The sequence below is a fragment of the Cupriavidus oxalaticus genome (assembly GCF_038900635.1).
Taxonomy (GTDB): Bacteria; Pseudomonadota; Gammaproteobacteria; order Burkholderiales; family Burkholderiaceae; genus Cupriavidus; species Cupriavidus oxalaticus_B.
In genome coordinates this window covers 177,283-201,548 of record NZ_JAYMRX010000002.1, presented here as the reverse complement: position 1 = coordinate 201,548, position 24,266 = coordinate 177,283, and the positions used below count along the sequence as shown (strand labels likewise).

Here is a 24,266-nt window from a genome sequence, read left to right as displayed (position 1 = left end):
TCTCCCGCCCGCGGGAGAGGGGTGGGGGTGAGGGCAAGAGTATCCACGAAGTGCAAGCTTGTCGTGCTTGCCATGCGCCTGCCCTCACCCCCGGCCCCTCTCCCGCAAGCGGGAGAGGGGAGCAGACCGTCAGCAGTGGTTACGCTTCGCGCCGCGATCCCACCCGCAGCCCATTGAACACCACCAGCAGGCTCGCTCCCATATCGGCGAACACCGCCATCCACATCGTCCCCAGCCCCATCACCGTCAGCGCCAGGAACACCGCCTTGATGCCCAGCGCCAGCGTGATGTTCTGCACCAGGATGCGCGAGGTGCGGCGCGACAGCCGGACGAAATCCGGGATCTTGCGCAGATCGTCGTCCATCAGCGCCACGTCGGCGGTCTCGATGGCGGTGTCCGTGCCGGCCGCGCCCATGGCGAAGCCGATATCGGCGCGCGCCAGCGCCGGCGCATCGTTGATGCCGTCGCCGACCATGCCGATGCGGCCGCCGCGCGCATGCGCGGCGTCGGCCAGCGCGGCGATGCCGTCGGCCTTGTCCTGCGGCAACTGGTTGCCGCGCGCCTCGTCGATACCGACCTCGGCCGCGATGGCCTGCGCGGTATGCGGATTGTCGCCCGACAGCATCAGCGTCTTCACGCCTAGCGCATGCAGTTCGGCAATCGCCTGCCGGCTGGTCTGGCGTACCGTGTCGGCCACCGCGAAGAGCGCCAGCGCGGTGGCGGCACCATTGCCTTCGACGCGCGCCAGCAGCACCACGGTCTTGCCTTCGCGCTCGATCGCTTCCAGCCGCGCCTCCAGCGCCGGCGAGCAGGCGCCGAGGTCATGCACCAGCCGGTGGTTGCCGAGCCGGTATTCCACGCCCTGCACCGTGCCGCGCGTGCCGCGCCCCGCCAGCGCCTCGAAATCGTCCACCGGCAGCGTCGCAATGCCCTCGCCCGCCGCCGCGGCTGCCACCGCGCGCGACACCGGGTGGTCCGAGCGCGCCGCCAGGCTGGCGGCAATGGCGCGCGCCTGCGGCGGCGCGTCGGCCAGCAGCGCATGGCCGGTCTGCACCGGCTTGCCGTGCGTGATCGTGCCGGTCTTGTCCAGCGCCACCCAGGCCAGGTGCCGGCCCTGCTCCAGGTAGACCCCGCCCTTGACCAGGATGCCCCGGCGCGCTGCCGCGGCCAGGCCGCTGACGATGGTCACCGGCGTGGAGATCACCAGCGCGCACGGGCAAGCGATCACCAGCAGCACCAGCGCCTTGTAGATCCAGTCGGCCCAGCCGCCGCCGGCCAGCAGCGGCGGCACCACCGCCACCGCCACGGCAATCGCGAAGACCGTGGGGGTGTAGATGCGCGAGAACTGGTCGACGAAGCGCTGCGTCGGCGCGCGGCTGCCCTGCGCGGCTTCGACCGCGTGGATGATGCGCGCCAGCGTGGAGTCGCCGGCCGGTGCGGTCACGGTGTATTCCAGCTCGCCCGACTGGTTGATCGAGCCGGCGAAGAGCGGATCGCCCTCGGCCTTGTCGACCGGCACGCTTTCGCCGGTGATGGGCGCCTGGTCCAGCGCCGACTGGCCGCGCACGACCGTGCCGTCCAGCGCCACGCGCTCGCCGGGGCGCAGCCGCACCAGCGCGCCGACGGCGACGCTGGCCGCCGAGACGGCTTCCCAGCTGCCGTCGTCGCGGCGCACCGTCGCCTGCTCCGGCGCCATCGCCATCAGCCCGCGGATTGCATTGCGGGCGCGGTCCAGCGAGGCGGCTTCGATGCGCTCGGCCAGCGCGAACAGCACCATCACCATCGCCGCTTCGGGCCATAGGCGCAGCAGCAGCGCGCCGGTAACGGCGATGCTCATCAACGCATTGATATTCAGGTTGCCGTTGCGCAGCGCGATCCAGCCCTTGCGGTAAGTGGTCAGGCCGCCCAGCGCCACCGCCGACAGGGCCAGCGCGGCCGGCAGCCACGGCAGGCCGAGCGCCAGCCATTCGGTCGCTTCCGCGCCGACCGCGGCCACGCCCGCCAGCGCCAGCGGCCACCACGGCTTGCGCGCGGTGGTCTCGGGCAGCACCTGCTGCGCGGCTTCGGCATCCAGCGGCACCGCCTGCATGCCCAGGCCGCGGATGGCAGCGACCACCGGCTCGGGCGACGGCAGCGTATGGTGGACCGTCAGCACCCGCTGGATCAGGTTGAACTCCAGCGCCGCCACGCCGGCCATATTGCCCAGCTTGTTGCGGATCAGCGTTTCCTCGGTGGGGCAGTCCATCGCGTCGATGCGATAGGCGGCCGTGCGGGCGCCGGCCGGCACCTCTACCGGCTCGGCCGGCGTGGCCGGCGTGGCCGGCGTCAGGGCAATCGTCGACGAGCAGCCACCGCCGCAGCAGGCGTGCGCCGCGGCGGCCGCAGCGGCCTGCGAAGGACCGTGATCGTGATCGTGGGCATGAGCGTCGCCATGATCGTGATCATGGGCGTGATCGCGCCCATGCTCATGGCGGTGTCCGGAGTGATCGTGCCCCGGGCGCGCATGATCCCGGGGCAGTGCGTCTTCAGGTGACGTGCGAGCCATCTCTTGTTGTTCGCGTGGTTTGACCTGATGACATTGAAGACCCTGTAGCGGCTACAGAGTCAAGCGGGCTCTCAGTGCTCGCAATTGACCATCCACGACATGCCGAAGCGGTCAACCAGCATGCCGAAGCCTTCGGCCCAGAACGTCTTCTGGTACGGCACCACCACCTGCCCGCCTTCGGCCAGCCCGTTGAAGATGCGCTCGCCCTCTTCCTTGCTGACCGCGCCGACCGACAGGCTGAAGCCGCTGAAGGCCGGCCGCTCGCCGGGGCGGCCGTCGGACGCCATCAGCTGGGTCTCGCCGAACTGGATATTGGCGTGCATCACCTTGTCCTTCCAGTCTTCCGGGATCTGCATGCCCTGGTCCGGCGGCGCCTCCTTGTAGCGCATCGCGAATGTCACCTGCGCGCCCAGCACCTTGCCGTAGAACGCCACGGCTTCGTCGAAGCGGCCGCCAAAATCCAGATAGGGTTGCACCTGCATGTCACTCTCCTTGTGGGTTGTGATCCTGGTTGCGTATGGATGCGCCGGCCGGAGTTGCCGCTGCCGGCACGCGCGCCATTATGCGCGCGTGCCGGGCACATGCAAGCGCGGCGGGCCCGCGGCGGGCCGGTTCAGGCCACCGTGGCGGGAGCCTGCACCGCGGCGGCCGAGGTTTCGGCCGGAAATTGCAGCGAGAACACCGTTTCGCCGTCGACGCTGCGCACGGTCACGCTGCCGCCGTGCAATCGCATGATGGTGTCGACGATTGCCAGCCCGAGGCCGGTCGAGGTGGCGGAATTGCGGCGCGACGGGTCCGCGCGGTAGAAGCGGCCAAAGATATGCGGCAGGGTGTCCGGCGGGATCGCCGGTCCCGCGTTGCTGACGCGGATGCAGGTGTTGGCCGCCCCGCCCGGCGCGGGCACGCGCGTGGCATCCAGCCGCACCGTGGTTCCCTCGGGCGCGTGTCGCAGCGCGTTGTCGAGCAGGTTGGTGACCGCGCGCCGCAGCAGCGTCTGGTCGGCCTGCACCAGCGCGTGACCGCCAACCGCCAGCGTGACGTCGCGGTCGGCCGCGACCGCCTCGAAATACTCGGCCATCTTGTCGAGTTCTTCACGCGCGTCCAGCGTGCGCACGCCCAGCGCCACCTGCGCATGGTCGGCGCGCGCGAGGAACAGCATGTTCTCGATCATGCGCGCCAGCCGTTCGTACTCTTCCAGGTTCGATTCGAGCAGCGTCTCGTATTCCGCCGCGCCGCGGCTTTGCGCCAGCGTCACCTGGGTCTGGCCGATCAGGTTGCTGATCGGCGTGCGGAAATCGTGCGCCAGGTCGGCCGAGAACTCTGACAGCCGCGAGAAGCTGTCCTGCAGCCGCGCCAGCATGTCGTTGAGCGCGGCCGCCAGCTCGCGCAGCTCGGCGGGCGCACTGCCCACATCGAGCCGCGTGGCGAGCCGGCTGGTAGTCACCGCGGCCGCGTCGGTTGCCATGCGTCGCAGCGGCCGCAGCCCGCGCCGCGCCAGCACGAAACCGAGCCCGGCCGCCACTGCCGCGCCGCACAGCGTCGCCCACAGCAGCCGGTAGCGGTATTCGCGGATCAGCGCCACGCGGTAGCCGGCATCGCGCAGCACCACGATCTCGACCGCCTTGTCGGAATCGCCGAGCTGGCCAAGCGCGGCAATGCCGCGCGAGGCCACGCCGTTGCGCGGATGCCAGGTCTGCAGCATGTCCTTCTCGGGCTGCGTGCCGGCCGGCAGCACGCGCAGCGGCGGCACGGTCTCGTTGCGCGGATTGAGCGTGACCAGCGGCTCGCCCTGCCGCGAGCGCACCACCAGGATCAGCCCTTCATGGCCCATGGCGATATCGGCGAACCGGTGTGTATCGGCGCGGATCTCAGCCTCGCTGCGCACTTCGCGCAGCAGGTGGCGCACCAGCAGCACCTCGCCGACCAGCTCGCTTTCATCGCGGCCCTCCAGCTGCGCCGACAGCGCGCTGGACAGGTAGGCAGCCACGCTGACCAGGATCGCGGCCGTGGCCAGGCCGTATGCCAGCGCCAGCCGCGTGGTCAGGGACGACGGCAGCCGCATCATGCCGCGGCAGGCCCGAAGCCATCGCTGTCCTCGCCATCATCCAGGACATAGCCCATGCCGCGCCGGGTATGGATCAGCTTGCGCGGAAACGGGTCGTCGACCTTGGCGCGCAGGCGCCGGATCGATACGTCGACCACATTGGTGTTGCTGTCGAAGTTGACGTCCCACACCTGGGACGCGATCAGCGAGCGCGACAGCACCTCGCCGCGGCGGCGCGCCAGCAGGTACAGCAGCGCAAATTCCTTGGAAGTCAGGTCGATCTTCTGGCCCGCGCGCACCACGCGGCGGCGGATGGCATCGATCTGCAGGTCGGCCACTTCAATGAATTCGCTCTCGCGCAGCGGCCCGCGGCGCAGGATGGTGCGGATGCGCAGCACCAGCTCCGCGAAGGCGAACGGCTTGACCATATAGTCGTCCGCACCAAGCTCCAGGCCCTTGAGGCGGTCGGACAGCTCGTCGCGCGCGGTCAGGAACAGCACCGGCGTGTCGCGCTCGCGGCGCAGCTCGCGCAGCACCTGCCAGCCGTCCAGGTTCGGCAGCATCACGTCCAGCACGATCAGGTCGTAGGGGTGCTCGCGCGCATGGGCCAGGCCGTCGACGCCGTCGCGCGCCAGGTCCACCACGAAGCCGGATTCGGTGAGGCCCTTGAGCAGGTAGTCCCCCGCCTTGGGTTCGTCCTCGACAATCAGGATACGCATGTGTCAGTCACTTTCCGGCGGCACCAGTGCCGCCATGGCGTAACGCTAGCCGAGGATGGCCGGAAATGGGCAAAGATTTCAGAAATGTCATCGCAAAGACGGCTTTTTGCGGGTAAAAGCCAGTAAAATGCGCGGTGACCGCCGGCCTGGCCGATGGTTCCCCCGCGCGCCGCGCGCTTTCCTGTCTGCTTTCCGCCCCCTAGCCTTCGCCCGCCTGATGAAACGCCTGCCGCGCCTGAGGCGCCTGCCGAATTCCCTGCTGCTGTCGCTTGCCCTGCTCGCGCTGCCCGTGTCCGGTGCCGCCGCGGCCGTGACGACCGTCTGCAGCACGGTGCAGGCCGCCGGGATGTCGCTCCCGGAACGGCATGCAGCGGCCAAGATGGAAGCCGAGGCCGCACTGGGCGGCGGCAGCGCAGGCAGTTGCCTCGGCGGCGCCGTGCAGGTCATGGCGGAACCCGGCGGACAAGGCGTGCCGCTGCAATGGCAGGACGCCGGGTCGCCGCAGCCATCGGACGACGACACTGCAACGCTGCCGGCGCAGCCCGCCGCCGCGGCAGGCGAACTGCCGGAACTGCCCCCCGAGGTGATGGCCCACTGGGCGCATATGGCCCCGATGGCGACACCGGCGGCATTCAACGATCTGCTGCTGCCGTTCGCCACGCGCTGCTGAAGCGCCACGCCGCGCCTGGCGGCCGCCTGATAGCACTCTGACTGCTACCCGTTGGCCACCACACAGCCCCCGGCACCGCGCGTGCGGCTTATTCGACGCGGAAGAACTCGATCGATTGCCCCGCATTGACCGCGCGCTGCAGCCAGTCGGGGTATTCGCCCTCGCCGTCCCAGCTCTGCCCCATGGCATTGCGGTAGAGCGGACGCGGTGCGCCGTTGGCCTTGGCGCTGGCTACATTGGCGCCGGTCTCGGGCGCGGCCTTGCGAGAGGATTCCACGGCGGGCGCCGGGACCTTGTCGAAGCATCCCGCGGCGACCAGGTCGTCAAGCGTCAGCGCATGACGGTCCATTTGCTCGCGGATCCACGCCACCGCAGCGAGTTTGGCTGAATCAGACTCGGACATGACTATCGTGAGAGGCCCGCTGCATTTCCGCGGGCAATGAAGACCGGCGATGGAACCGCTGGCCGGTCGGATAGCCATGATTCTACAGCCTTGCTGGCGCTGCCGGCGTTTTGCGCGCGACGGCGCGGCGCATTTCCTTGCAATTGCCCTGCGCTTGCCGCGCAGGCCAATGCTGCATGACGGCAATGTCATGCGGGCGTCATGCTGGCGTGGATGGCCAGTGCCTAGACTTCTCTCTACCGCCACCCGTCCCGGGCTGGCACTCTTACGGAGAAGCATCCATGCAAGCACTCAGGCAAGTCTTTGTCGCCACCGCACTGGTTGCGACCGTGGTCGGCACTGCGCAAGCTGCACCGCGCAGCGTCGATCCGTTCAGCGACGGCGCGCACAGCGTCACCGGCACGCGCAGCGCCTTCACCGACGGCGCGCGTACGGCCACCGGCACCCGCAGCAGTTTTACCGATGGCGCCCACACCGGCACGCGCAGCACCTTCACCGACGGCGCGCACAACCCGAACGGCCCGCGCGACAGCTTCAGCGACGGCGCCTGACCTCCGCCGCCCGCCACGCGGCCGCCACGCCGCGCACGCGGGACAGCATCAGCGCACCGCGCCGTAGATCCGGCGCGCATCCGCGGCGTCGGCGATCGGCCGGCCCAGCGTGAGCCCGCCCTGCACGGCCTGCGCCACCAGCGCGGCGTTGCCGGGCGCGCGGCTGCCGTCGCGCAGCAGCAGATTGTTCTCGAAGCCCACCCGCACATGGCCGCCGAACGCGGCGGCCGCGGTCACGCAGGCATTCTCCTCGCGGCCGAAGGCGCAGATCGCCCACGGCAGCGCATCGTTGCTTTCCGCGGCCACCTGCAGGAACGGCAGCAGGTCGTGTGGCGACGAGACCTGCCCCGCCGAATAGCGCCCCAGCACATACAGCAGCGACCACGCGCCCGCCGGCACCAGCCCGCGGGCACGCAGCGCCTGCCAGCGGCGCACGTCGGCCGCATCGTACAGGATCACCTGCGTCATCACCTGTTCGCGCGCCAGCCAGGCGAAGAACGCGGCCAGCTCGCCTTCCGGGATCTCCGGCACCGCCACCTCGCGCAGGCCCACCGACACGGCTTCGGGCCGCAGCTCGCGCACCATCGCCATCTGCGCGGGGGCCTTGTATACGCCGGCGGCTTCGCTGGTCACCTGCACCAGCAACGCATCTCCGACCGCCTGCCTGACGGCGGCCAGCGCGTCGCGGTAGGCCTGCACATCGAGCGAATGGCGGCCCTGCGCGTCGCGCACGTGCATATGCATCATGGCGGCACCGGCCTCGAGGCAGGCGCGCGCTTCCTGTGCCAGCGCCGCCGCGGTCAGCGGCACCGCGGGATGGTCGGCAGCCTGCTTGTAGGCGCCATTGGGCGCCACCGTGACGATCAGCGGCGAATCGGCCAGCGCCGCGCGGGTGGCGGCGGAAGGTGCCGAGGCGGATGGATTGGCTTGGGTCATGGCTGGATCTCGGGCAATTCAGGGGCGATCAGGTCGAGGCCGGCGCGCAGCAGGCGGTCGTAGCGCGCGCGCTCGGCGGCAATGGCTGCCGGGCTCCAGACATAGAAGCCCTCGCCGCGCTTCATGCCGTGGCGGCCGTCGGCGGCGCGCTCGGCCAGGCAGTGCGCGGGATGGTCGTCGTTGCAGAAGCTCGGGTACATGGTGGCACCGGCGGCGGCATGCACATCGATGCCGGCATGGTCGCGCTGCAGCACCGGGCCCGCGGCCAGGAAGCGGAAGCCGAAGCCGAAGCGCACCGCCGCATCCACGTCCTCGGGCGAGGCGATGCCGCGGTCGATCAGGCTGAAGGCCTCGCGCGACAGCGCGTGCTGCAGCCGGTTGGCGAGGAAGCCGGGCAGGTCCTTGCGCACTTTCACCGGCACCATCGCGCAGCGGCGCATGAACGCGATCAGCGCGTCGGCGCAGCCTTCGTCGCTGTCCGCGCCCATCACCACTTCGACCAGCGGCACCAGGTGCGCCGGCATGAAGAAATGCAGGCCCAGCATGCGCTGGCGCGTATCCAGCCCGGCGCCGATCGCGCTGATCGGGAAGCTGGAGCTGTTGCTGGCGAGCACCGTGTCCGGCCGCGCGCGCCGGACCAGGTCGGCGAACAGTTGCTGCTTGAGTTCCAGGCGCTCGGGGATGCATTCGATCACGAGGTCGACGGTCTTCCAGTCGACCTGGTCCAGCGTGGCGGCAACGGCCAGGCATGAGGCGCCTTCGGCGCGGCCGATGGCGGCCAGGTTGTCGCGCACCCGCTCGGGCAGCGCGGGGCCGCGCGTGGCGTCGGGCTCGATCACGGTGGTGCGGCACAGGGCGCGGGTCAGCACCACGGCGACGTCGGCGCCCATGGTGCCGCCGCCCACTACTACCGCATGGGCGGCGCCGGGACGGCCCAGCGGGCTGGCAGTGACCGGTTCGGTCGGGTTCGGCATAGGTACTCCGGGGAATTCCTGCTGGATCGGCGGGCTGCCTGGCGGCCGCAGTGGCACGCCGGACAACGGAATCCCGGCAGTGTAGAGAACTCGCTTTGATTGATGAAGTCGATTCTATGGATAAAATGATCCACAAATCAGATCAATCGCACGTTCAGACCTGTCGTGCCTCTCATGTTCTCCGCGGCGCACACAGCGCCCGCGACTGCCTGACCATGAAAATCAACCTGTCCATGCGGGACATCGAGACCACGCTGGTGCTCGGCCGTACGCTCAATTACCGCCAGGCCGCCAGCCAGCTGCACCTGTCGCAGTCCGCCCTGTCCACGCAGATCCTGCGCATCGAGGAATCGCTCGGCGTGCGCCTGTTCGACCGCACCACCCGCACCGTGCGCCTGACCGCCGCAGGCCAGGTCTTCATGCAGCAGGCCGCGCTGCTGCAGGCCGCCTTCCGCGGCGCCATCGACGCCGTCACCGGCATTGCCAGCGCCGAGCGCGGCCAGGTGGCGGTGGCCGCGCTGCCGTCGCTGGCGGCCCGCATGCTGCCACGCGTGCTGATGGCCTACCACCGCGCGCGCCCGGAAGTGGCGCTGAAGGTGATCGACACGCTGTCCGGCCCGGCCTTCGACCTGGTGCGCGCGGGCGAGGTGGACTTTGCGCTGACCGCGGCCGATCCGCAGCAGGCGGACCTGCATTACGAACCGCTGCTGTCCGACCGCTTCGTGCTGCTGATCCCTTCGGCGCACCCGCTGGCGCGCAGCAGCGGCCCGTTGCGCTGGGCCGATACCGCCGCCGCGCCGCACGTGTCGATGACGCATCCCAGCAGCGTGCGCCAGTACGCCGAATGGGCCTTCCTGCAGAACAAGATCCGCTTCCAGCCGGTGTTCGAGGCCGAGCATCTTGCCACCATCGCGGCCATGGTCGAATGCGGCTTCGGCGTGGCGGCGCTGCCGGAGATCGCAGCCGGCACGGTGCGCCAGTCCGGCATCGTCGAGCGGCTGCTGACCGCGCCCGTGACCGAGCGCTCGATCGGGCTGGTGACCTCGCGCAACCGCACGCTGTCCCCCGCGGCCGCCGAACTTGCCGCGGCGGTGCGCGCGCAGCTGGCGCATCCCGCGGCTGCCGGCGCCGGCGCCGGCGCCACGGAGGCCAGCGCATGAGCATCATCGTCGATATCCTGATCCTGGCCGGCGCGCTGCTGGCCATCGTCGCGGTGGTGCAGGTCGCGGCGGCGCGGCTGGTGCTGCCGGAATCGACGCTGCTGTCGGCGATCGGCATCGCCATCGGCGCCGGCTACGTCGCCATCGACGCCGCCCACCCCGCCTTCGCGCAGCATTTCCTGCATCCGCTGATCGATCCCGCGCTGCCGCCCGAGGCCTACCTGTGGATCTTCCTGCCGCCGCTGCTGTTCCACGCGGCGCTGACCGCCGACGTGCGCAGCATGCTGCCCGATGCGGCGCCGATCCTGCTGCTCGCCGTGGTGGCGGTGGTGGTGGCCACCGTGATGATCGGCGTGGCAATGGCTGCCGCCAGTGGCATGCCGCTGGCGGTGTGCCTGCTGCTGGGCGCGGTGGTCGCCACCACCGATCCGGCCGCGGTGATCGCGATCTTCCGCGACGTGGGCGCGCCCGCTCGGCTGATCCGGCTGGTGGAAGGCGAAAGCCTGCTGAACGATGCCGCAGCCATCGCCATCGTCGGCGTGCTGGTGGCGATGCTGACCGGCCACGGCGCGGAGGCGACGCTCGGCGCGGGCCTGCGCGAGCTGGCGTGGTCGTTCGCCGGCGGCGTGCTGTGCGGGGTGCTGGCCGGGCGTTTGCTTGCCGACCTGCTGCCGCGCCTGGCCGGCCTGGCCATGGCGGAAAGCGCGCTCACGCTGGCCCTGCCCTACCCGCTGTACCTGCTGGCAGAACAGGCGCTGGGCGTGTCGGGCGTGGTCGCGGTGGTCTGCGCCGGCCTGATGGTCAGCGCGCTGGGGCCGACGCGCCTGAACCCGCCGAACTGGCGCCACCTGCGCATGATGTGGGAGCAGTTCGCGGGCATTGCCGGCGCCATGGTGTTCCTGCTGGCCGCCGTGCGGGTGCCGTCGCTGCTGGCGGGCGTGACGCGCCACCACGGCGTGCTGCTGCTGATCCTGGTGGCCGCGGCGCTGGCCGCGCGTCTGGTCACGCTTTTCGGGCTGCTGCCGCTGCTGACATGGATGCGCGCGAGCGCCCCCATCGACAATGCCTTCAGGCTGGCCATCGCCTGGGGCGGGCTGCGCGGCGCGGTGACCCTGGTGCTGGCGCTGGGCATTGCCGAGAACACCAGCCTGAGCCACGAAGCGCGCCACTTCGTCGCCATCCTGGCGACTGGTTTTGTGCTGGTGAGCCTGCTGCTGAACGGCACCACGCTGCGCAGCCTGATCCACCGGCTGGGGCTCGACCGGCTTTCACCCCAGGAACGCGCGCTGCAGCAGCAGGCGATCCGGCTGTCGACCGAGGAAGTCGAGGCCATGCTCGCGCGCGTGGCCGACTCGTTCGGCCTGCCGCCGGCCGCCGCGCGCGATGCCGCGCAGCATTACCGGCACGGCATCGAGCTGGGCTCGGCCGAGTTCGACTTCAATACCGCGCTGTCCGAACGCGACCGCCTGACCATCGGCCTGGTCACGCTGGCCACGCGCGAGCGCGAGCTGATCCCGGAGTATGGCGACGGCGTGATCTCGGTCGCCAACCTTGACGCGATGATGCGTAATACCTCGCAGATGATCGATGCCGCGCGCGAACAGGGGCGCATCGGCTACAACCGCGCGGCACGCCATATCCTCGACTATCACGCGGGTTTTCGCGTGGCGCTGTTCCTGCACCGGCGGCTGTCGATCGACCGGCCGCTGGCGCGCGCGCTGGCCGATCGCTTCGAGCTTCTGATCTGCCGCCAGACCGTGCTGGACCGGCTGCGGCGCTACAACCGTTCGATGCTGACGCCGGTGTTCGGCGCGCGCATGGCGACGGTGCTCGACGGCGTGCTGGAGGACCGGTTCCAGGCCGCCGGAGAAGGCCTGGCCGAGATGCGGGAGAAATTCGGCGACTACACCGACGCGCTGGAACGGCGCCTGCTGATGCTGTTTGCGCTGCGCAAGGGCAGGCTCTCGCTGGAAACGATGCGCGAGGAAGCGGTGATTTCCAAGCAGGCGTTCAACCAGATCGCCCAGGTGATACAGCAGGCATGGCAGGCCAACCTGCTGCGTCCGCCGCTGCAAGGCGTGCGGCACGGGCGCCAGGACAGGCCCGGCACGCAGCCGGGCCCGCAGGCTTCAGGAAGGGTCTTTGGTACGCGTGCGGGAGACGGCCATCATGATGCCCACGCCGAGCACGATCAGGCAGGCAATGCCGATATAAACCGTAGCGAGGCCGGCCGTTGACATCGCCCAGGCGATGCCGCCGACCAGGACCAGCAAGCCAATGATGTATAGCGCGAATGACATGAATCGGCTCCTTGCGGTGGTGACGCTGCTTCCAATGTAGGCACAGGCACGCGCGCAAGGGATAGGACGATGGCGGACGGCGGCGTAGGCGGGTTCTGACTTCACTGTGTTGCGGCTGCCACGCGGCGCAGGGCGCGACTGCCCGTACGCGGCGTGCATGTGGCTACCCCCCTTATATTATTGATAATCTATTGACAGAAGCCTGGCGGCCATTGGGGCATGGCGCAGGTCCGGCATCGCGCTGCGTTAATTAATTCAATTCAGAGATCAGTCGATAGAAAAATACGGATTCATCAATCAAGCGACTCGACCTACACTTGGCCCCGATAACGAGCCGGGCGTCATCCGCCGGCGGCCACCCGCCGCCCGCCGATCCATTTCCATTCCAACGATTTCCCGGCACAGGAGACCCACATGCCTGGCATTACGCCCACGGCCGTCCGCGCCGCCACCGCGGCGCGCCGCACCCTTCGTCGCTCCATCCTGGTCGCTTCTCTCGCATTTGCCGGCATGCTGCTCGCCCCGGTATCGGGCATGGCCGCGGACGCCTATCCCGCCAAGCCGATCCGGCTGGTCGTGCCCTATCCGCCCGGCGGCGCCACCGACGTGATTGGCCGCACGCTGGCACAGCGCCTGTCCACTACGCTCGGCCAGCAGGTGGTGGTCGACAACCGCGCCGGCGCCGCGGGCAATATCGGTGCCGAACTGGTCGCCAAGTCGCCCGCCGATGGCTATACCCTGCTGATGGGCGCGCTCACCAGCCACGCCATCAACGCCGCGTTGTACAAGGCCCGCGTGCCGTACGACCTGGAGAAAAGCTTCGCGCCGGTGGCGATCGTCGGCACCGTGCCGCTGGTGTTCGTGGTCAATCCTTCGGTCAGCGCCAGCAGCCTGCCGCAACTGATCTCGCTGGCGAAATCCAAACCCGGCGCCATCACCTTCGCCTCGGCAGGCAATGGTTCCCCGCAGCACCTGGCCGGCGAGATGTTCAAGCGCATGACCGGCGTGGAGATGCTGCATGTGCCGTACAAGGGCAGCGGACCGGCCATGACCGACCTGATCGGCGGGCAGGTGCTGAGCATGGTCGAGACCGTTCCGGCGGCCCAGGCCTATGTGAAAAGCGGCAAGATCCGCGCCCTGGCGGTGGCCTCGTCCGAGCGCGTCAATGCGTTGCCCGACGTGCCGACCGCCACCGAGGCCGGGCTGAAGGATTTCGAAGTCAGCTCGATGTTCGGCATCGTCGCTCCGGCCGGCACGCCGGCGCCGGTGATCGACCGGCTCAGCGCAGACCTGAAGAAGATCCTGGCCGAGCCGGAGGTCCAGGCCATCCTGCTCAAGCAGGGGGCGATTGCCACGTGGACCACGCCAGCGCAGGCGAGTGCGCGGATCAAGGCGGAGGTCGCCAGGTGGAATACGGTGATCCGGGAGGCGGGGGTGAAGCCGGAGTAGCCATTGCTCGAAAGCGGGAGCAGGCAGGAGCCATACCGCCTGCTCCCGCGGGTCTCGGACATGAGGCCTCATGCAGTCCGGATACCCATGACATGGGTATTTCCGATCTGGCAGTGACATGGGCATAAATGCCTCCCTGGTCACTCTGTTATGCACCCCATTCCGACCCGCTGTATCTGTGCCCCGCCTGCTCTGGCCCGTATACTCTGGGACCCGGCGCAGCCCTGGCCCGCGCCCTCACCGATTCCACAAACAGATCAAGCAACGGAGCAGCAGCATGCGTGTCGCATTTCTCGGCCTGGGCGTCATGGGTTTCCACATGGCCGGCCACCTCGCCGCCAAAGGGCACGAGGTCACGGTCTACAACCGCACCGCCGCCAAGGCGCAGGCCTGGGTCGGCCAGTTCGGCGGCAAGGCGGCAGCGACGCCGGCACTGGCGGTGCGCGATGCCCAGCTGGTGTGTTCCTGCGTCGGCAATGACGACGACCTGCGCGCGGTGCTGACCGGCCCTGACGGCGCCTTCTTCGGCGCGCCGAGCGGCTGCATTTTCGTCGACCACACCACCGCCAGCGCCAATGTCGCGCGCGAGCTCTACGCCGCGGCCGGCGAGCGCGGCCTGCACTTTGTCGACGGCCCGGTCTCGGGCGGCGAAGTCGGCGCGGAAAAAGGCATCCTGACCATCATGTGCGGCGGCGATGCCGACGTCTATGCGCGCGCCGAGCCGGTCATCGCCGCCTATGCCCGCGCGGTCACCCGCATTGGCGAGGCCGGCGCCGGCCAACTGGCCAAGATGGTCAACCAGATCAGCATCGCCGGCCTGATCCAGGGCCTGTCCGAGGCCATTGCCTTCGGCGAGCGCGCCGGGCTGGACATGCGGCTGGTGCTGGATGTCATCAGCAAGGGCGCCGCCGGCTCCTGGCAACTGGAAAACCGCGGCCCGACCATGATCGACAGCAAGTTCGATTTCGGCTTCGCGGTGGACTGGATGCGCAAGGACCTGGGCCTGTGCCTGGACGAGTCGCGCCGCAACGGCGCCGCGCTGCCGGTGACGGCGCTGGTCGACCAGTTCTATGCCGACCTGCAGCAGATGGGATGCGGCCGCGCCGACACCTCGTCGCTGATCAAGCGACTGCGCCAGCACGCGAAGGATGCCTGACATAGCGCCTGCGCCACCTGTCGTCGTCCGATTCCTACAGCGTTTTCGGCGCGTGCCTGAAAGGCCGCCGGCCGGACCGTGCCTAAGCTGGACGCATGGGCCGCTCCACCCCGGCCGGCCCGGCAACGATGCAGGAGACCATCATGTGGAAACTCGCAGGCGCGCTCCTGATAGGCGCAAGCATGGCGCTGGCTGGTTGTACCGCAGCGGGCGCAGTGGCCGGCGGCGTGGCCGGCCATGAACTGACCGACGGCAGCACGGCCGGTACCATCGGCGGTGCCGTGGTTGGCGGCGTGATCGGGCACGAACTGGGCAAGTAACCGCTTGACAGTCTCGCGCCGATCGGCAAGGCAACATCGGAAAGGCAGGAAGGCCGCATTGCGCGGCCTTCCTTGCATCGGCATGCATGCCCGGTGGCAGTGCTAGGCGCTAGTGCCGGGGCGCCGCCTTGCCGGCAAGGCGCAAGCGCCGCCACAGCAGCACCGGCAGCCGCACCACGCAACCCGCCAGCAGCCGCAGGTGCATCCCGGTCAGCAGCAGGTTGTCACGCAGGTAGCGGAAGTGCGAGACGCCGCCTTCGCCGCGTGCAAAATAGCGGACCGGTGCGGCCACATTGATGGGGCGGACACCGCGCCAGGACAGGCGGACCGCCGCTTCGGGATCGAAATCGAAACGCCGCATCCAGCGTGTCTCGCGCATCACCGCGCGCAGCGGCGCGATGGGGTAGACGCGGAAGCCATAGAGGGAATCGCCGATGCCGGCCCAGAGCGTCTCGACATCGGTCCAGAAATTGGACATGCGCCGCCAGTAGACCCGTTCGCGGGGCGCGCTGGCGTCGAATACCGGCCGGCCCAGCACCATCGCGTCCGGCGCGCGCTGCGAGAGGGCCATGAACTCGGTGATCAGGTGGGCGGGATGCTGGCCGTCCGAATCCATGACCAGCACATGGGTGAAGCCCTCGGCCGCCGCGGCTTCGATGCCGTGAAGCACGGCCGCGCCCTTGCCCTGGTTGGTGGGCAGCGTCAGCACGCGCAGCGCCGGGTCGGTGGCGGCTTCGGCCCGCAGCCAGCGTTCGCTGCCATCGGTGCTGCCGTCGACCACGACCCATACCGGCGCCCACGCCGCGCGCGCCGCCTGCAGCGTGCCGTGCAGGCGGTTGCCGGGGTTGTAGCTGGGGATCAGCACCAGGTGGGAGCGGTGCGCTGCGTCGGCGCCCGGCGCGGTCGCCGGACGTGGCGTGGCATGCTGGGGCATGTCGCGCTCCGGTGCCGGGTGGCGGGCCTAGCTGGCGCGCTGCGCCGCGACGTAGGCGGCGAGGCTGCCCAGCGACGCGAAAATGGTCTTGTTGTCGGGGTTGTCCGAACGCAGTTCGACCCCGTACTTGCGCGACACCAGCAGCGCAATCTCCAGGATGTCGATGGAGTCAAGCCCGAAGCCTTCGCCGTAGAGCGGCGTGTCGGCAGTGACGTCTTCCAGTCGCAGGTCTGCGATGTCGAGTTCGTCGATGATCAGGCGGGCGAGTTCGGTTTCGAGTTCGGTCATGTTGCAGCAGAGGGGCCGCCGCGGCACGCAGCCGGTCCGGATCGTCCCGGCGCGCCGTGGGGGCAGCCGATGCTACCAAAGGCCCCGATGGCGGGCTAGCCGAGAGAAGTTTGGTAACAACATCAACAGGGCTTTGGGGAATCCTGGCACCGCGTACCGGGTCTTTTAAGGTATAAAGCGTTCGCTTCGGCAGCCTGGCGCACACTCGCGGATTTGGGTTTCGCCAATCTTGGGCAGCCAACTGAAGCGCCGTTTGCTACACATGATAACGACTAACGATGTCCTCGAGCCAATCTTCTTTTCTCCGCGCCCAGTCCGCCAAGGACCAGCCGATCGCCAGGCCCGGTACGCCGCAGGCAACCCCTGTGGCGGCCGGCCGGGGATGGATGCTCGGGGTCGCCGGGTTCGTCGCCTATGAATGCAGCCTGCATTATGCCGCCCATCGACCGGGAGCCGAAGTCGCCGCATTGTTTCTTGGCGCCCTTCCGTTCCTGGCGATCGGTTTCCTGACGGCGCTGCGCACGGCAGGTCGCAAGCCGGCGCTGTTCGCGCTGGTTGCGGCATGCGCTGCGCTCTGGCTCTGGCGTACGCCGCTGTCGCACCATTTCGGCTGGACTTACCTGATGCAGCACGCCGGCGTCAACGTCGCGCTCGGGCTGATGTTCGGCCTGACCTTGCGCGCCGGCCGCACGCCGCTGTGCGCGCAGATCGCCGCCGCGTTGCAAGGCGAACTGACGCCGTCGCACGCGCGCTATGCTCGGCGCGTGACGCAGGCCTGGACCCTGTTCTTCGCGGCCATGGCGGGCACCTCGACGCTGCTGTTCGTGCTGGCCCCGGTGGCGACATGGTCGAACTTCGCCAACCTCGGCACGCCATTGCTGATCGCCGCGATGTTCGCCACCGAAGCGGCATGCCGCCGCATCGCCTTCCCCGGCATGCGCCACGGCGGCCCGCTCGACGCGGTGCACGGCTATCGCGCCGTGATGGCGGCGCGGGCGGCCCGCACCGGGATGACGCGCTGAGGCGCGCCACACTTCCGCCATGACTGCGATTCCGCTTATCGCGCACACCTCGCCCGCGGCCATCCTGGCGTGGGTACAGGGCCGCCCCGTCACCGTGCGCAAGTTCCTGGCCGACGTGGCGCTGTTGGCCGCCGCGCTGCCGGAGGGAGGCCATGTCTTCAATGCCTGCGCCGACCGCTACCGCTTCACCGTCGGCCTGTGCGCCGCGCTGCTGCGCGGCAAGGCCACGCTGCTGCCGTCGTCGCAGACCCCCGAGACGGTGCGCCAGCTCTGTGCATTCGCACCAGACGTGTTTTGCCTGCAGGACCAACCGGCCCCGGCAATGGCCATGCCGGTGTTCGACTATCGCCAGGGCGTCGCCGCGGACGCGGATGCGGACGCTTGGGCCGCCGATGTGCCGTCGATTCCCGCCGACCGCGTCCTGGCCTACGTCTTCACCTCGGGCTCGACCGGCACCCCGGTGCCGCACCGCAAGACCTGGGGCGCGATGGCCCGGGGCGCGCGTGCCGCGGCGCAACGGCTGGGCCTGTGCGACGGGCGCGCATGGACCCTGGTCGGCACGGTGCCGCCGCAGCATATGTTCGGCCTGGAAGCCACCGTCATGCTGGCGCTGCAGGGCGGCGCCGCGCTGGCGTCGGCGCCGGCGTTCTACCCGGCCGACGTCCGCGATGCACTGGCCGCGGTGCCCGCGCCGCGCGCGCTGGTCAGTTCCCCGGTACACCTGCGCACGCTGGTGCAGGCGGAGATGCCCATGCCGGCAGCCGACCTGCTGTTGTGCGCCACTGCCCCGCTCGGCCGGGAACTGGCTGCCGCAGCGGAAGCGCTGTTCCACGGCCCGCTGCGCGAAATCTACGGCAGCACCGAGACCGGCCAGCTTGCCACCCGCCGCACCGCGCAGGAAGACACCTGGACGCTGGTGCCCGGCGTCCGGCTGCAGCCGCGTGCGGCGGACGGCGATGAAGACACCATCACATGGGCCGAGGGCGGGCATCTCGAGCAGCCGGTGGCGCTCGGCGATGCCATCGAACCGCTGGATGCCGGGCACTTCCTGCTGCACGGCCGCAAGGGCGACCTGCTCAATATCGCCGGCAAGCGCACCTCGCTGGCCTACCTTGACCACCAGCTCAATGCCATTGACGGCGTGCAGGACGGCGCCTTCTTCATGCCCGGCGACAGCCACGAAGGCGATGCGCACGGTCACGTGGTACGCCTGGTGGCAGTCGTCGTCGCGCCGGGCGTGACCTCGGCGGCGATCCTGCAGGCGCTGCGCGAACGCATCGACCCCGCCTTCCTGCCGCGCCCGCTGATGTTCGCCGAAAGCCTGCCGCGCAATGCCGCCGGCAAGCTGCCGCGCGATGCGCTGGCGGCGCTGGTGGCGCAGTTGTCCCGCGCGCGGGACGGCGCACCTGCCCTGCCCGCCCTGCCCGCCTTTGTCATCGACGCCGGCCACCCCGCCATGGCGGGCCATTTCCCCGGCAATCCGATCGTGCCCGGCGTGGTGCTGCTCGACCACGCCTTGCTCGCGCTCGGATCCGCGCTGGGGCGGCCGCTGGTGCCTTCGCAGGCCGGGACGATCAAGTTCCTCAGCCCCGTGCGCCCCGGAGAGCAGGTGGAAATCGAACACGACGCCGAGCCGGCCACGGACGGCAGCGAACGCCTGCGCATCACGCTGCGCAGCGCGGGACGCGAAGTGGCCACCGGCACGCTGCAGCTGCGCGCCTCTGTGTCGGAGGGCGCGCCATGCTGACCTGGCTGTGGAAACGGCAGGCGCCGGTGCAGGCCACGGACTGGTCCCGGCGCAAGGAACGCAGCAACCTTCCGCTGCTGCGCGTCATGACCTGGATCTCGCTGGCGCTGGGACGTCCGGCCGGGCGCGTGGTGCTGCGCTTGATCGCGGCCTATTTCACGCTGTTCTCGCCGGCGGCGCGCCATGCCTCGCGCGCCTACCTGGACCGCGCGCTGGGCCGCGAGGCCAACTGGATCGACGGTTACCGGCATGTGTTTACCTTTGCCTCGACCATTCACGACCGCATCTACCTGCTCAACGGCCGCTTCGACCTGTTCGACATCCGCCTCCATGGCGAAGGCTTGCTTGAAGCCGCCATGGCGCGCGGCCGCGGCGCGATCCTGCTGGGCGCGCACCTGGGCAGCTTCGAGGTCGTGCGCGCGCTCGGCCGGCAGCACCCTGACATGGAAGTCGCCATCACCATGTACGAGGAAAACGCGCACAAGCTCAACGACGTGCTGCAGTCGATCAATCCCGCAATGCGCCAGGACGTGATCGCGCTGGGCCGCTTCGACACCATGCTGCGCGTGCGCGACTACCTCGACCGTGGCTACATGATCGGCATGCTGGCCGACCGCACCTTGTCGCAGCGCGCCACAGACCCGGTGCAGCAATGCGATTTCCTCGGCGCGCCCACCGGCTTCCCGACCGGGCCGCTGCGCATGGCCGCCATGCTGCGCCGGCCGGTGTTCTTCATCACCGGCCTGTATCGCGGCGGCAACCGCTACGATGTCCATTTCGTGCCGCTGGCGGACTTCTCGCAGACCGCGCGCGGCCAGCGCGAAGCCGCGGTACAGTCGGCACTGGACGGCTATGTGCGGCTGCTGGAGAAATTCAGCCGCAAGGCGCCGTACAACTGGTTCAACTTCTATGACTTCTGGCACGCCGGCCCGCCGCTCTCCGAGCAGCCGCCGCCGGGCAACGAGCCATGAGCCCCTCGAGCGTTTTGACAGCCTTCGACACTGATCCGATCTGGTCCGTCCGGCGCCTGGTCCGCCCGCTGCTGCCGTTGCTGTTGGCTGGCGCTGCGTTAGGCATCGCGGTACCAGGCCGTGCCGCGGCACCACCCGCGCCTGCCGCGCCTGCCGCGCCTGCCGCGGGACAGGCCGCGCCCGCCTTCGGCGTCGACCAGCTGATGTCCACGCTGGCGCAGCGCAAATCAGGCCGGGTCCGCTTCACCGAGACCAAGTACCTGGCAATGCTGGCCAGGCCGGTGCAGTCTTCCGGCGAACTGCTCTTCACCGCGCCCGACCACCTGGAGAAGCGCACCATAACGCCCAAGGCCGAAAACATGGTGCTCGACGGCGACATGCTGACGGTGGAGCGCGACGGCAAGCGCTTCACCATGCCGCTGCAGAACTTCCCCGAGCTGGCGGCCTTTATCGAAAGCATCCGCGGCACGCTCGCCGGCAACCGCCACACGCTCGAACGCTACTACAAGCTCGGCCTCGAAGGCCGCGCCAGCCGCTGGACGCTGACGCTGACGCCGGCGGACTCGCGCATGGCGGCGGTGGTCAGCCAGGTGCGCATCGACGGCAGCCAGGACGCGCTGGACCGCGTCGAGATCCGCCAGGCCGACGGCGACCGCTCCGTCATGACGATCCGCCCCGCCGGCCGCCCATGAGCGCAGCCCCCCGTACTCCCCCCTCCCCCCCCTCGCCCCCCTCGGCCCCGCGGCGCTTCACGCTGCCCGGCGCGCGCCTGGCGCTTGCGCTGTGGCTGGTAGCGCTGCTGGCGTGTGCGGCGGTGGTCAGCCGCACCAGCTTCACCGCCGACCTGTCCGCCTTCCTGCCGCGGCTGCCAAGTGCCGAGCAGCAGTTGCTGGTCAGCCAGCTGCGCGACGGGCTGGTATCGCGGCTGATCCTGGTCGGCATCGAAGGCGGCGACGCCGATGGCCGCGCCGCGGTCTCGCGCGCGATGGCGGCGCAATTGCGACGCGATCCGCGCTTCACCGCGATCCAGAACGGCGAGCCGCTGAACCAGGACGCCGACCGCAAGTACGTCTACGAACACCGCTACCTGCTCAGCCCGACGGTCACGCCGGAGCGCTTCAGCGAGCAGGGACTGGCGCGCGCCGTGAACGATTCGCTCGAGCTGCTGGCCTCGTCGGCAGGCCTCTTCACCAAGGCGCTGTTGCCACGCGACCCCACCGGCGAGGTCGCGGCGATGCTGACGCAGCTCGACGCCGGCCAGCGCCCCCCGCTGCATGCCGGCGCCTGGGCCTCGCGCGACGGCAAGCGCGCGGTGCTGCTGGCGCAGAGCGCGGCCGCGGGTTCGGATACGGACGCGCAGGCGCAGGCCATCGGGGCAATCCGCGATGCCTTCGCCAGGGCCGCGGCAAATGGCCCTTACCAGCTCGCGATGACCGGCCCGGGCGTGTTCTCGGTCCAGTCGCGCGACACCATCCGGCACGACGTCGAGCGCTTGTCGACCATCGGCGTGGCCATCATCGTCACGCTGCTGCTGGTGGTCTACCGCTCGGTGCCGCTGCTGGTGCTGGGACTGGTGCCGGTACTGAGCGGCGCGCTGGCCGGCATCGCGGCGGTGAGCCTGGGTTTTGGCGGCACCGTGCACGGGCTGACGCTGGGCTTCGGCACCACGCTGATCGGCGAGGCGGTTGACTATTCGATCTACCTGTTCGTGCAGTCGGCGCAATACACGCGCAACGGCCAGCGCGACAACCGCGCCTGGCTGGGCGGGTTCTGGCCCACGGTGCGGCTGGGCGTGCTGACCTCGGTCTGCGGTTTTGCCTCGCTGCTGCTGTCTGGTTTTCCGGGGCTCGCGCAGCTCGGGCTGTATTCGATCGCGGGGCTGGCGACGGCGGCGCTGGTGACGCGCTTCGTGCTGCCGCAGCTGGTGCCTGCCACGCTGCACCTGCGCGACGTGACGCCGCTGGGACGCCGCCTCGCGTGGCTGGCCGGCCGCGCCCACCGGCTGCGCTGGCTGGTGCTGGTGCTGGTGGTCGCGGCAAGCACTGTGCTGGCGACGCATCGCGGCACGCTGTGGGGCCGCGAGCTGGCCGGGCTGAGCCCGGTGCCCGCGAGCGACCAGGCCCTTGACGCGTCGCTGCGCGCCGACCTGGGTGCGCCCGACGTGCGCTTCCTGGTGGTGCTGTCCGGCCCCGACCAGGAAAGCGTGCTGCAGGGCGCGGAGCGCGTGGCCCACGAACTCGACCCGCTGGTGGCGCAGAACTTCATCGGCGGCTATGAAAGCCCCGCGCGCTACCTGCCCAGCGACGCCACCCAGCGCGCGCGCCAGGCCAGCCTGCCGCCGCCCGCCGAGCTGGCGCAGCGGCTGCGCGCGGCCGTCGCGAGCCAGCCGGTGCGCGCCGACCTGTTCGCACCGTTCCTGGCCGAAGCCGGGCAGGCACGCACCGGCCCGCTGCTGCGACGCGAAGACCTGCGCGGAACCTCGATGGCACTGGCGGTCGATGCGCTGCTGACACACCGCGACGGGCGCTGGAGCGCGACGCTGCCGCTGCGGGCCCCAGCCACGGCGAACGCTGCGCAGGGCGGCGACGGCGTCGACAGTGCCGCGGTGCGCGCCGCCGTCGCCCGCGCCGACGTGCCCGATACGCTGTTCGTCGACCTCAAGGGCGAGTCCGACCGCCTCTACGCCGGCTACCTGCGCGAGGCGCTGCTGCTGTCGCTGGCGGGACTGCTGGCGATCGTGGCGCTGCTGGCGGTCGCGCTGCGCTCGCCGCGCCGCGTGGCGGCCACGGTACTGCCGCTGGCGGCCGCCGCGGTGGTGGTGCTGGGCGGGCTGGCAGCGCTGGGCCAGCCGCTGACGCTGCTGCACCTGGTGGGCCTGTTGCTGCTGGTGGCAGTGGGCTCGAACTACGCGCTATTCTTCAATGGCGCCGCGGCGGGCCAGCCTGGCGCGGCCCATTCCCCGCACACGCTGGTCTCCCTGCTGCTCGCAAACCTGACGACGGTGGCCGCTTTCGGGCTGCTGGCGCTGTCGAGCCTGCCGTTGCTGCAGGCGTTCGGCCTGACGGTCGGCCCCGGCGCCATCCTGGCGCTGTGGTTTTCGGCGATCCTGGCGCGGCCCGCGGCCGCCGCGAATGCAGGGAATGCCGGGCATGCCGGGACCGCCGGAACCGGGCAGGCCGGGAGTACGACATGAACCGCTTTTCCGCATCCGGCGGCGCCTGGCGCGACACGCCGCCAAGCCGCCCGTGGCGACCCAGCCCGCTGCTGTACGGCGCAGCCGCGGTCCACGTGGCCGGCATCGGCGCCATGCTCACGTATCCCGGCAGCATGGTCCCGGCACTGGCAGGCATTGCCGCCACCCACGCGGCGCTGTGCGCCGGCGGCTTGTGGCCGCGCAGCACGTGGCTGGGGCCCAACCTGCTGCAGCTGCCGCCGTCAGCGCAGGATTGCGTAGCGCTGACCTTCGACGATGGCCCCAATCCGGCGCTGACGCCGCACGTGCTCGACCTGCTCGACCAGCACGGCGCGCGCGCCACCTTCTTCTGCGTCGGCGAACGCGCCGCGGCGCATCCGGCGCTGGTGCGCGAGATCGCGCGCCGCGGCCATGCGGTGGAGAACCACAGCATGCATCACCGGCTGCATTTCTCCCTTTTCGGACCGGGGCGGATGCTGCGCGACATCAGCGCGGCCCAGCAGGTGCTGAGCGACATCACCGGGGAGGCGCCACGCTTTTTCCGCGCGCCGGCCGGGCTGCGCAACCCGTTCCTGGAACCGGTGCTGTGCCGCCTCGGGCTCCGCCTCGCGGCGTGGACGCGCCGCGGCTTCGATACCCGCTCCGGCGACTTCGCGGCGCGCGTGGCGCAGCGCCTGACCGACAAGCTCGCGGGCCGCGACATCCTGCTGCTGCATGACGGCAATCCCGGCGTCGATCCCGCCGGCAATCCGCACTGCACGACAGTGCTGCCGGACCTGCTCGCCGCCATCGACCGCGCCGGGCTGCACTGCGTGACGTTGCGCGCAGCGGTGGAATCAGGGCATGCCGACAGCCGTACCGGACAGTCGCCGACAAGCTGACCG

Annotated in this window: 22 protein-coding genes; 13 read left to right on the top strand and 9 right to left on the bottom strand. The window is 70.2% G+C overall.

Features of this window, described 5'->3' with window-relative positions:
• Window positions 1-139: 139 nt before the first annotated feature.
• The 4 genes from VSR71_RS05100 to VSR71_RS05085 all read right to left on the bottom strand — a co-directional run bounded on the left by VSR71_RS05100 (window position 140) and on the right by VSR71_RS05085 (window position 5,308).
• On the bottom strand, window positions 140-2,545 hold the full coding sequence (locus VSR71_RS05100) for a heavy metal translocating P-type ATPase (RefSeq protein WP_342912829.1): 2,406 nt from the start codon (window positions 2,543-2,545) through the stop codon (window positions 140-142).
• 71 nt (window positions 2,546-2,616) lie between these two features.
• Window positions 2,617-3,027: a VOC family protein gene (locus VSR71_RS05095; RefSeq protein WP_063240632.1), complete on the bottom strand. Its 411-nt coding sequence runs from the start codon at window positions 3,025-3,027 to the stop codon at window positions 2,617-2,619.
• A gap of 131 nt (window positions 3,028-3,158) precedes the next feature.
• On the bottom strand, window positions 3,159-4,610 hold the full coding sequence (locus tag VSR71_RS05090; protein ID WP_342912828.1) for a heavy metal sensor histidine kinase: 1,452 nt from the start codon (window positions 4,608-4,610) through the stop codon (window positions 3,159-3,161).
• The gene (locus VSR71_RS05085; RefSeq protein WP_209754424.1) at window positions 4,607-5,308 is read right to left on the bottom strand and encodes a heavy metal response regulator transcription factor; all 702 of its coding nucleotides are present in this window, start codon (window positions 5,306-5,308) and stop codon (window positions 4,607-4,609) included. The genes VSR71_RS05090 and VSR71_RS05085 overlap by 4 nt, the downstream gene beginning before the upstream one ends.
• Before the next feature lie 217 nt (window positions 5,309-5,525).
• On the opposite strand from VSR71_RS05085, the gene VSR71_RS05080 reads away from it, so the two are divergent.
• Window positions 5,526-5,978: a hypothetical protein gene (locus tag VSR71_RS05080; protein ID WP_342912827.1), complete on the top strand. Its 453-nt coding sequence runs from the start codon at window positions 5,526-5,528 to the stop codon at window positions 5,976-5,978.
• An 88-nt stretch (window positions 5,979-6,066) separates the two neighbouring features.
• Here VSR71_RS05080 and VSR71_RS05075 read toward each other — a convergent pair whose 3' ends face one another.
• A complete protein-coding gene (locus tag VSR71_RS05075) occupies window positions 6,067-6,381 on the bottom strand; it encodes an H-NS family nucleoid-associated regulatory protein (protein WP_342912826.1) in 315 nt (104 codons plus the stop codon).
• A gap of 281 nt (window positions 6,382-6,662) precedes the next feature.
• Between VSR71_RS05075 and VSR71_RS05070 the strand changes: the two genes are divergently transcribed.
• On the top strand, window positions 6,663-6,932 hold the full coding sequence (locus VSR71_RS05070; protein WP_342912825.1) for a hydroxyquinol 1,2-dioxygenase: 270 nt from the start codon (window positions 6,663-6,665) through the stop codon (window positions 6,930-6,932).
• 48 nt (window positions 6,933-6,980) lie between these two features.
• On the opposite strand, the gene VSR71_RS05065 is transcribed toward VSR71_RS05070, so the two are convergent.
• Both VSR71_RS05065 and VSR71_RS05060 read right to left on the bottom strand, forming a co-directional pair.
• Window positions 6,981-7,868 carry a 3-keto-5-aminohexanoate cleavage protein gene (locus VSR71_RS05065; protein WP_342912824.1) on the bottom strand — a complete coding sequence of 296 codons (888 nt, stop codon included), beginning with the start codon at window positions 7,866-7,868 and terminating at the stop codon, window positions 6,981-6,983.
• Window positions 7,865-8,842: a 3-hydroxyacyl-CoA dehydrogenase family protein gene (locus tag VSR71_RS05060; protein ID WP_342912823.1), complete on the bottom strand. Its 978-nt coding sequence runs from the start codon at window positions 8,840-8,842 to the stop codon at window positions 7,865-7,867. Before VSR71_RS05060 ends, VSR71_RS05065 begins: the two co-directional genes overlap by 4 nt.
• A gap of 215 nt (window positions 8,843-9,057) precedes the next feature.
• Here VSR71_RS05060 and VSR71_RS05055 point away from each other — a divergent pair, with 215 nt between their 5' ends.
• The 5 genes from VSR71_RS05055 to VSR71_RS05035 all read left to right on the top strand — a co-directional run bounded on the left by VSR71_RS05055 (window position 9,058) and on the right by VSR71_RS05035 (window position 15,227).
• A complete protein-coding gene (locus VSR71_RS05055) occupies window positions 9,058-10,002 on the top strand; it encodes a LysR family transcriptional regulator (protein WP_342912822.1) in 945 nt (314 codons plus the stop codon).
• Window positions 9,999-12,239, top strand: coding sequence for a cation:proton antiporter (locus VSR71_RS05050; protein WP_342912821.1), 2,241 nt, complete (start codon window positions 9,999-10,001; stop codon window positions 12,237-12,239). Before VSR71_RS05055 ends, VSR71_RS05050 begins: the two co-directional genes overlap by 4 nt.
• A gap of 477 nt (window positions 12,240-12,716) precedes the next feature.
• Window positions 12,717-13,751: a tripartite tricarboxylate transporter substrate binding protein gene (locus VSR71_RS05045; protein WP_342912820.1), complete on the top strand. Its 1,035-nt coding sequence runs from the start codon at window positions 12,717-12,719 to the stop codon at window positions 13,749-13,751.
• Between the two features lie 118 nt (window positions 13,752-13,869).
• Complete coding sequence (locus tag VSR71_RS05040; RefSeq protein ID WP_342912819.1) at window positions 13,870-14,907, top strand: NAD(P)-dependent oxidoreductase; 1,038 nt, start codon at window positions 13,870-13,872, stop codon at window positions 14,905-14,907.
• Window positions 14,908-15,050: 143 nt separating this feature from the next.
• Window positions 15,051-15,227 (top strand): glycine zipper 2TM domain-containing protein, encoded by a 177-nt coding sequence (locus tag VSR71_RS05035; protein WP_029046952.1) that lies wholly within the window; start codon window positions 15,051-15,053, stop codon window positions 15,225-15,227.
• Window positions 15,228-15,336: 109 nt separating this feature from the next.
• Here the strand turns inward: VSR71_RS05035 and VSR71_RS05030 are convergent, their stop codons facing one another.
• Together VSR71_RS05030 and VSR71_RS05025 are read right to left on the bottom strand one after the other, a co-directional pair.
• Window positions 15,337-16,161, bottom strand: a complete 825-nt coding sequence (locus tag VSR71_RS05030; protein ID WP_342912818.1) for a glycosyltransferase family 2 protein — start codon at window positions 16,159-16,161, stop codon at window positions 15,337-15,339.
• A 27-nt stretch (window positions 16,162-16,188) separates the two neighbouring features.
• On the bottom strand, window positions 16,189-16,449 hold the full coding sequence (locus VSR71_RS05025; RefSeq protein WP_209754437.1) for a phosphopantetheine-binding protein: 261 nt from the start codon (window positions 16,447-16,449) through the stop codon (window positions 16,189-16,191).
• A gap of 386 nt (window positions 16,450-16,835) precedes the next feature.
• Between VSR71_RS05025 and VSR71_RS05020 the strand changes: the two genes are divergently transcribed.
• The 6 genes from VSR71_RS05020 to VSR71_RS04995 are packed head-to-tail and all read left to right on the top strand — an operon-like array spanning window position 16,836 to window position 24,263.
• Window positions 16,836-17,471: an acyl carrier protein gene (locus VSR71_RS05020; RefSeq protein ID WP_428979357.1), complete on the top strand. Its 636-nt coding sequence runs from the start codon at window positions 16,836-16,838 to the stop codon at window positions 17,469-17,471.
• A 19-nt stretch (window positions 17,472-17,490) separates the two neighbouring features.
• Window positions 17,491-19,218 carry an AMP-binding protein gene (locus VSR71_RS05015; RefSeq protein ID WP_342912816.1) on the top strand — a complete coding sequence of 576 codons (1,728 nt, stop codon included), beginning with the start codon at window positions 17,491-17,493 and terminating at the stop codon, window positions 19,216-19,218.
• Window positions 19,212-20,189, top strand: coding sequence for an acyl-CoA synthetase (locus VSR71_RS05010; RefSeq protein WP_342912815.1), 978 nt, complete (start codon window positions 19,212-19,214; stop codon window positions 20,187-20,189). The genes VSR71_RS05015 and VSR71_RS05010 overlap by 7 nt, the downstream gene beginning before the upstream one ends.
• Entirely contained in the window at window positions 20,186-20,881 is a 696-nt protein-coding gene (locus VSR71_RS05005) for a LolA-related protein (protein ID WP_428979348.1), read from the top strand. Before VSR71_RS05010 ends, VSR71_RS05005 begins: the two co-directional genes overlap by 4 nt.
• Window positions 20,878-23,382, top strand: a complete 2,505-nt coding sequence (locus VSR71_RS05000; RefSeq protein WP_342912814.1) for an MMPL family transporter — start codon at window positions 20,878-20,880, stop codon at window positions 23,380-23,382. Before VSR71_RS05005 ends, VSR71_RS05000 begins: the two co-directional genes overlap by 4 nt.
• Entirely contained in the window at window positions 23,379-24,263 is an 885-nt protein-coding gene (locus tag VSR71_RS04995; RefSeq protein WP_342912813.1) for a polysaccharide deacetylase family protein, read from the top strand. Before VSR71_RS05000 ends, VSR71_RS04995 begins: the two co-directional genes overlap by 4 nt.
• Window positions 24,264-24,266 lie beyond the last annotated feature (3 nt).

Coding starts and splice junctions, on each gene's coding strand:
- VSR71_RS05045 (WP_342912820.1), top strand. CDS start 12,717: ATGCCTGGCATTACGCCCACGGCCGTCCGCGCCGCCACCGCGGCGCGC.
- VSR71_RS05020 (WP_428979357.1), top strand. CDS start 16,836: ATGCTCGGGGTCGCCGGGTTCGTCGCCTATGAATGCAGCCTGCATTAT.
- VSR71_RS05030 (WP_342912818.1), bottom strand. CDS start 16,161: ATGCCCCAGCATGCCACGCCACGTCCGGCGACCGCGCCGGGCGCCGAC.
- VSR71_RS05005 (WP_428979348.1), top strand. CDS start 20,186: ATGAGCCCCTCGAGCGTTTTGACAGCCTTCGACACTGATCCGATCTGG.
- VSR71_RS05090 (WP_342912828.1), bottom strand. CDS start 4,610: ATGATGCGGCTGCCGTCGTCCCTGACCACGCGGCTGGCGCTGGCATAC.
- VSR71_RS05000 (WP_342912814.1), top strand. CDS start 20,878: ATGAGCGCAGCCCCCCGTACTCCCCCCTCCCCCCCCTCGCCCCCCTCG.
- VSR71_RS05050 (WP_342912821.1), top strand. CDS start 9,999: ATGAGCATCATCGTCGATATCCTGATCCTGGCCGGCGCGCTGCTGGCC.
- VSR71_RS04995 (WP_342912813.1), top strand. CDS start 23,379: ATGAACCGCTTTTCCGCATCCGGCGGCGCCTGGCGCGACACGCCGCCA.
- VSR71_RS05080 (WP_342912827.1), top strand. CDS start 5,526: ATGAAACGCCTGCCGCGCCTGAGGCGCCTGCCGAATTCCCTGCTGCTG.
- VSR71_RS05095 (WP_063240632.1), bottom strand. CDS start 3,027: ATGCAGGTGCAACCCTATCTGGATTTTGGCGGCCGCTTCGACGAAGCC.
- VSR71_RS05015 (WP_342912816.1), top strand. CDS start 17,491: ATGACTGCGATTCCGCTTATCGCGCACACCTCGCCCGCGGCCATCCTG.
- VSR71_RS05085 (WP_209754424.1), bottom strand. CDS start 5,308: ATGCGTATCCTGATTGTCGAGGACGAACCCAAGGCGGGGGACTACCTG.
- VSR71_RS05065 (WP_342912824.1), bottom strand. CDS start 7,868: ATGACCCAAGCCAATCCATCCGCCTCGGCACCTTCCGCCGCCACCCGC.
- VSR71_RS05100 (WP_342912829.1), bottom strand. CDS start 2,545: ATGGCTCGCACGTCACCTGAAGACGCACTGCCCCGGGATCATGCGCGC.
- VSR71_RS05060 (WP_342912823.1), bottom strand. CDS start 8,842: ATGCCGAACCCGACCGAACCGGTCACTGCCAGCCCGCTGGGCCGTCCC.
- VSR71_RS05010 (WP_342912815.1), top strand. CDS start 19,212: ATGCTGACCTGGCTGTGGAAACGGCAGGCGCCGGTGCAGGCCACGGAC.
- VSR71_RS05070 (WP_342912825.1), top strand. CDS start 6,663: ATGCAAGCACTCAGGCAAGTCTTTGTCGCCACCGCACTGGTTGCGACC.
- VSR71_RS05025 (WP_209754437.1), bottom strand. CDS start 16,449: ATGACCGAACTCGAAACCGAACTCGCCCGCCTGATCATCGACGAACTC.
- VSR71_RS05075 (WP_342912826.1), bottom strand. CDS start 6,381: ATGTCCGAGTCTGATTCAGCCAAACTCGCTGCGGTGGCGTGGATCCGC.
- VSR71_RS05035 (WP_029046952.1), top strand. CDS start 15,051: ATGTGGAAACTCGCAGGCGCGCTCCTGATAGGCGCAAGCATGGCGCTG.
- VSR71_RS05055 (WP_342912822.1), top strand. CDS start 9,058: ATGAAAATCAACCTGTCCATGCGGGACATCGAGACCACGCTGGTGCTC.
- VSR71_RS05040 (WP_342912819.1), top strand. CDS start 13,870: ATGGGCATAAATGCCTCCCTGGTCACTCTGTTATGCACCCCATTCCGA.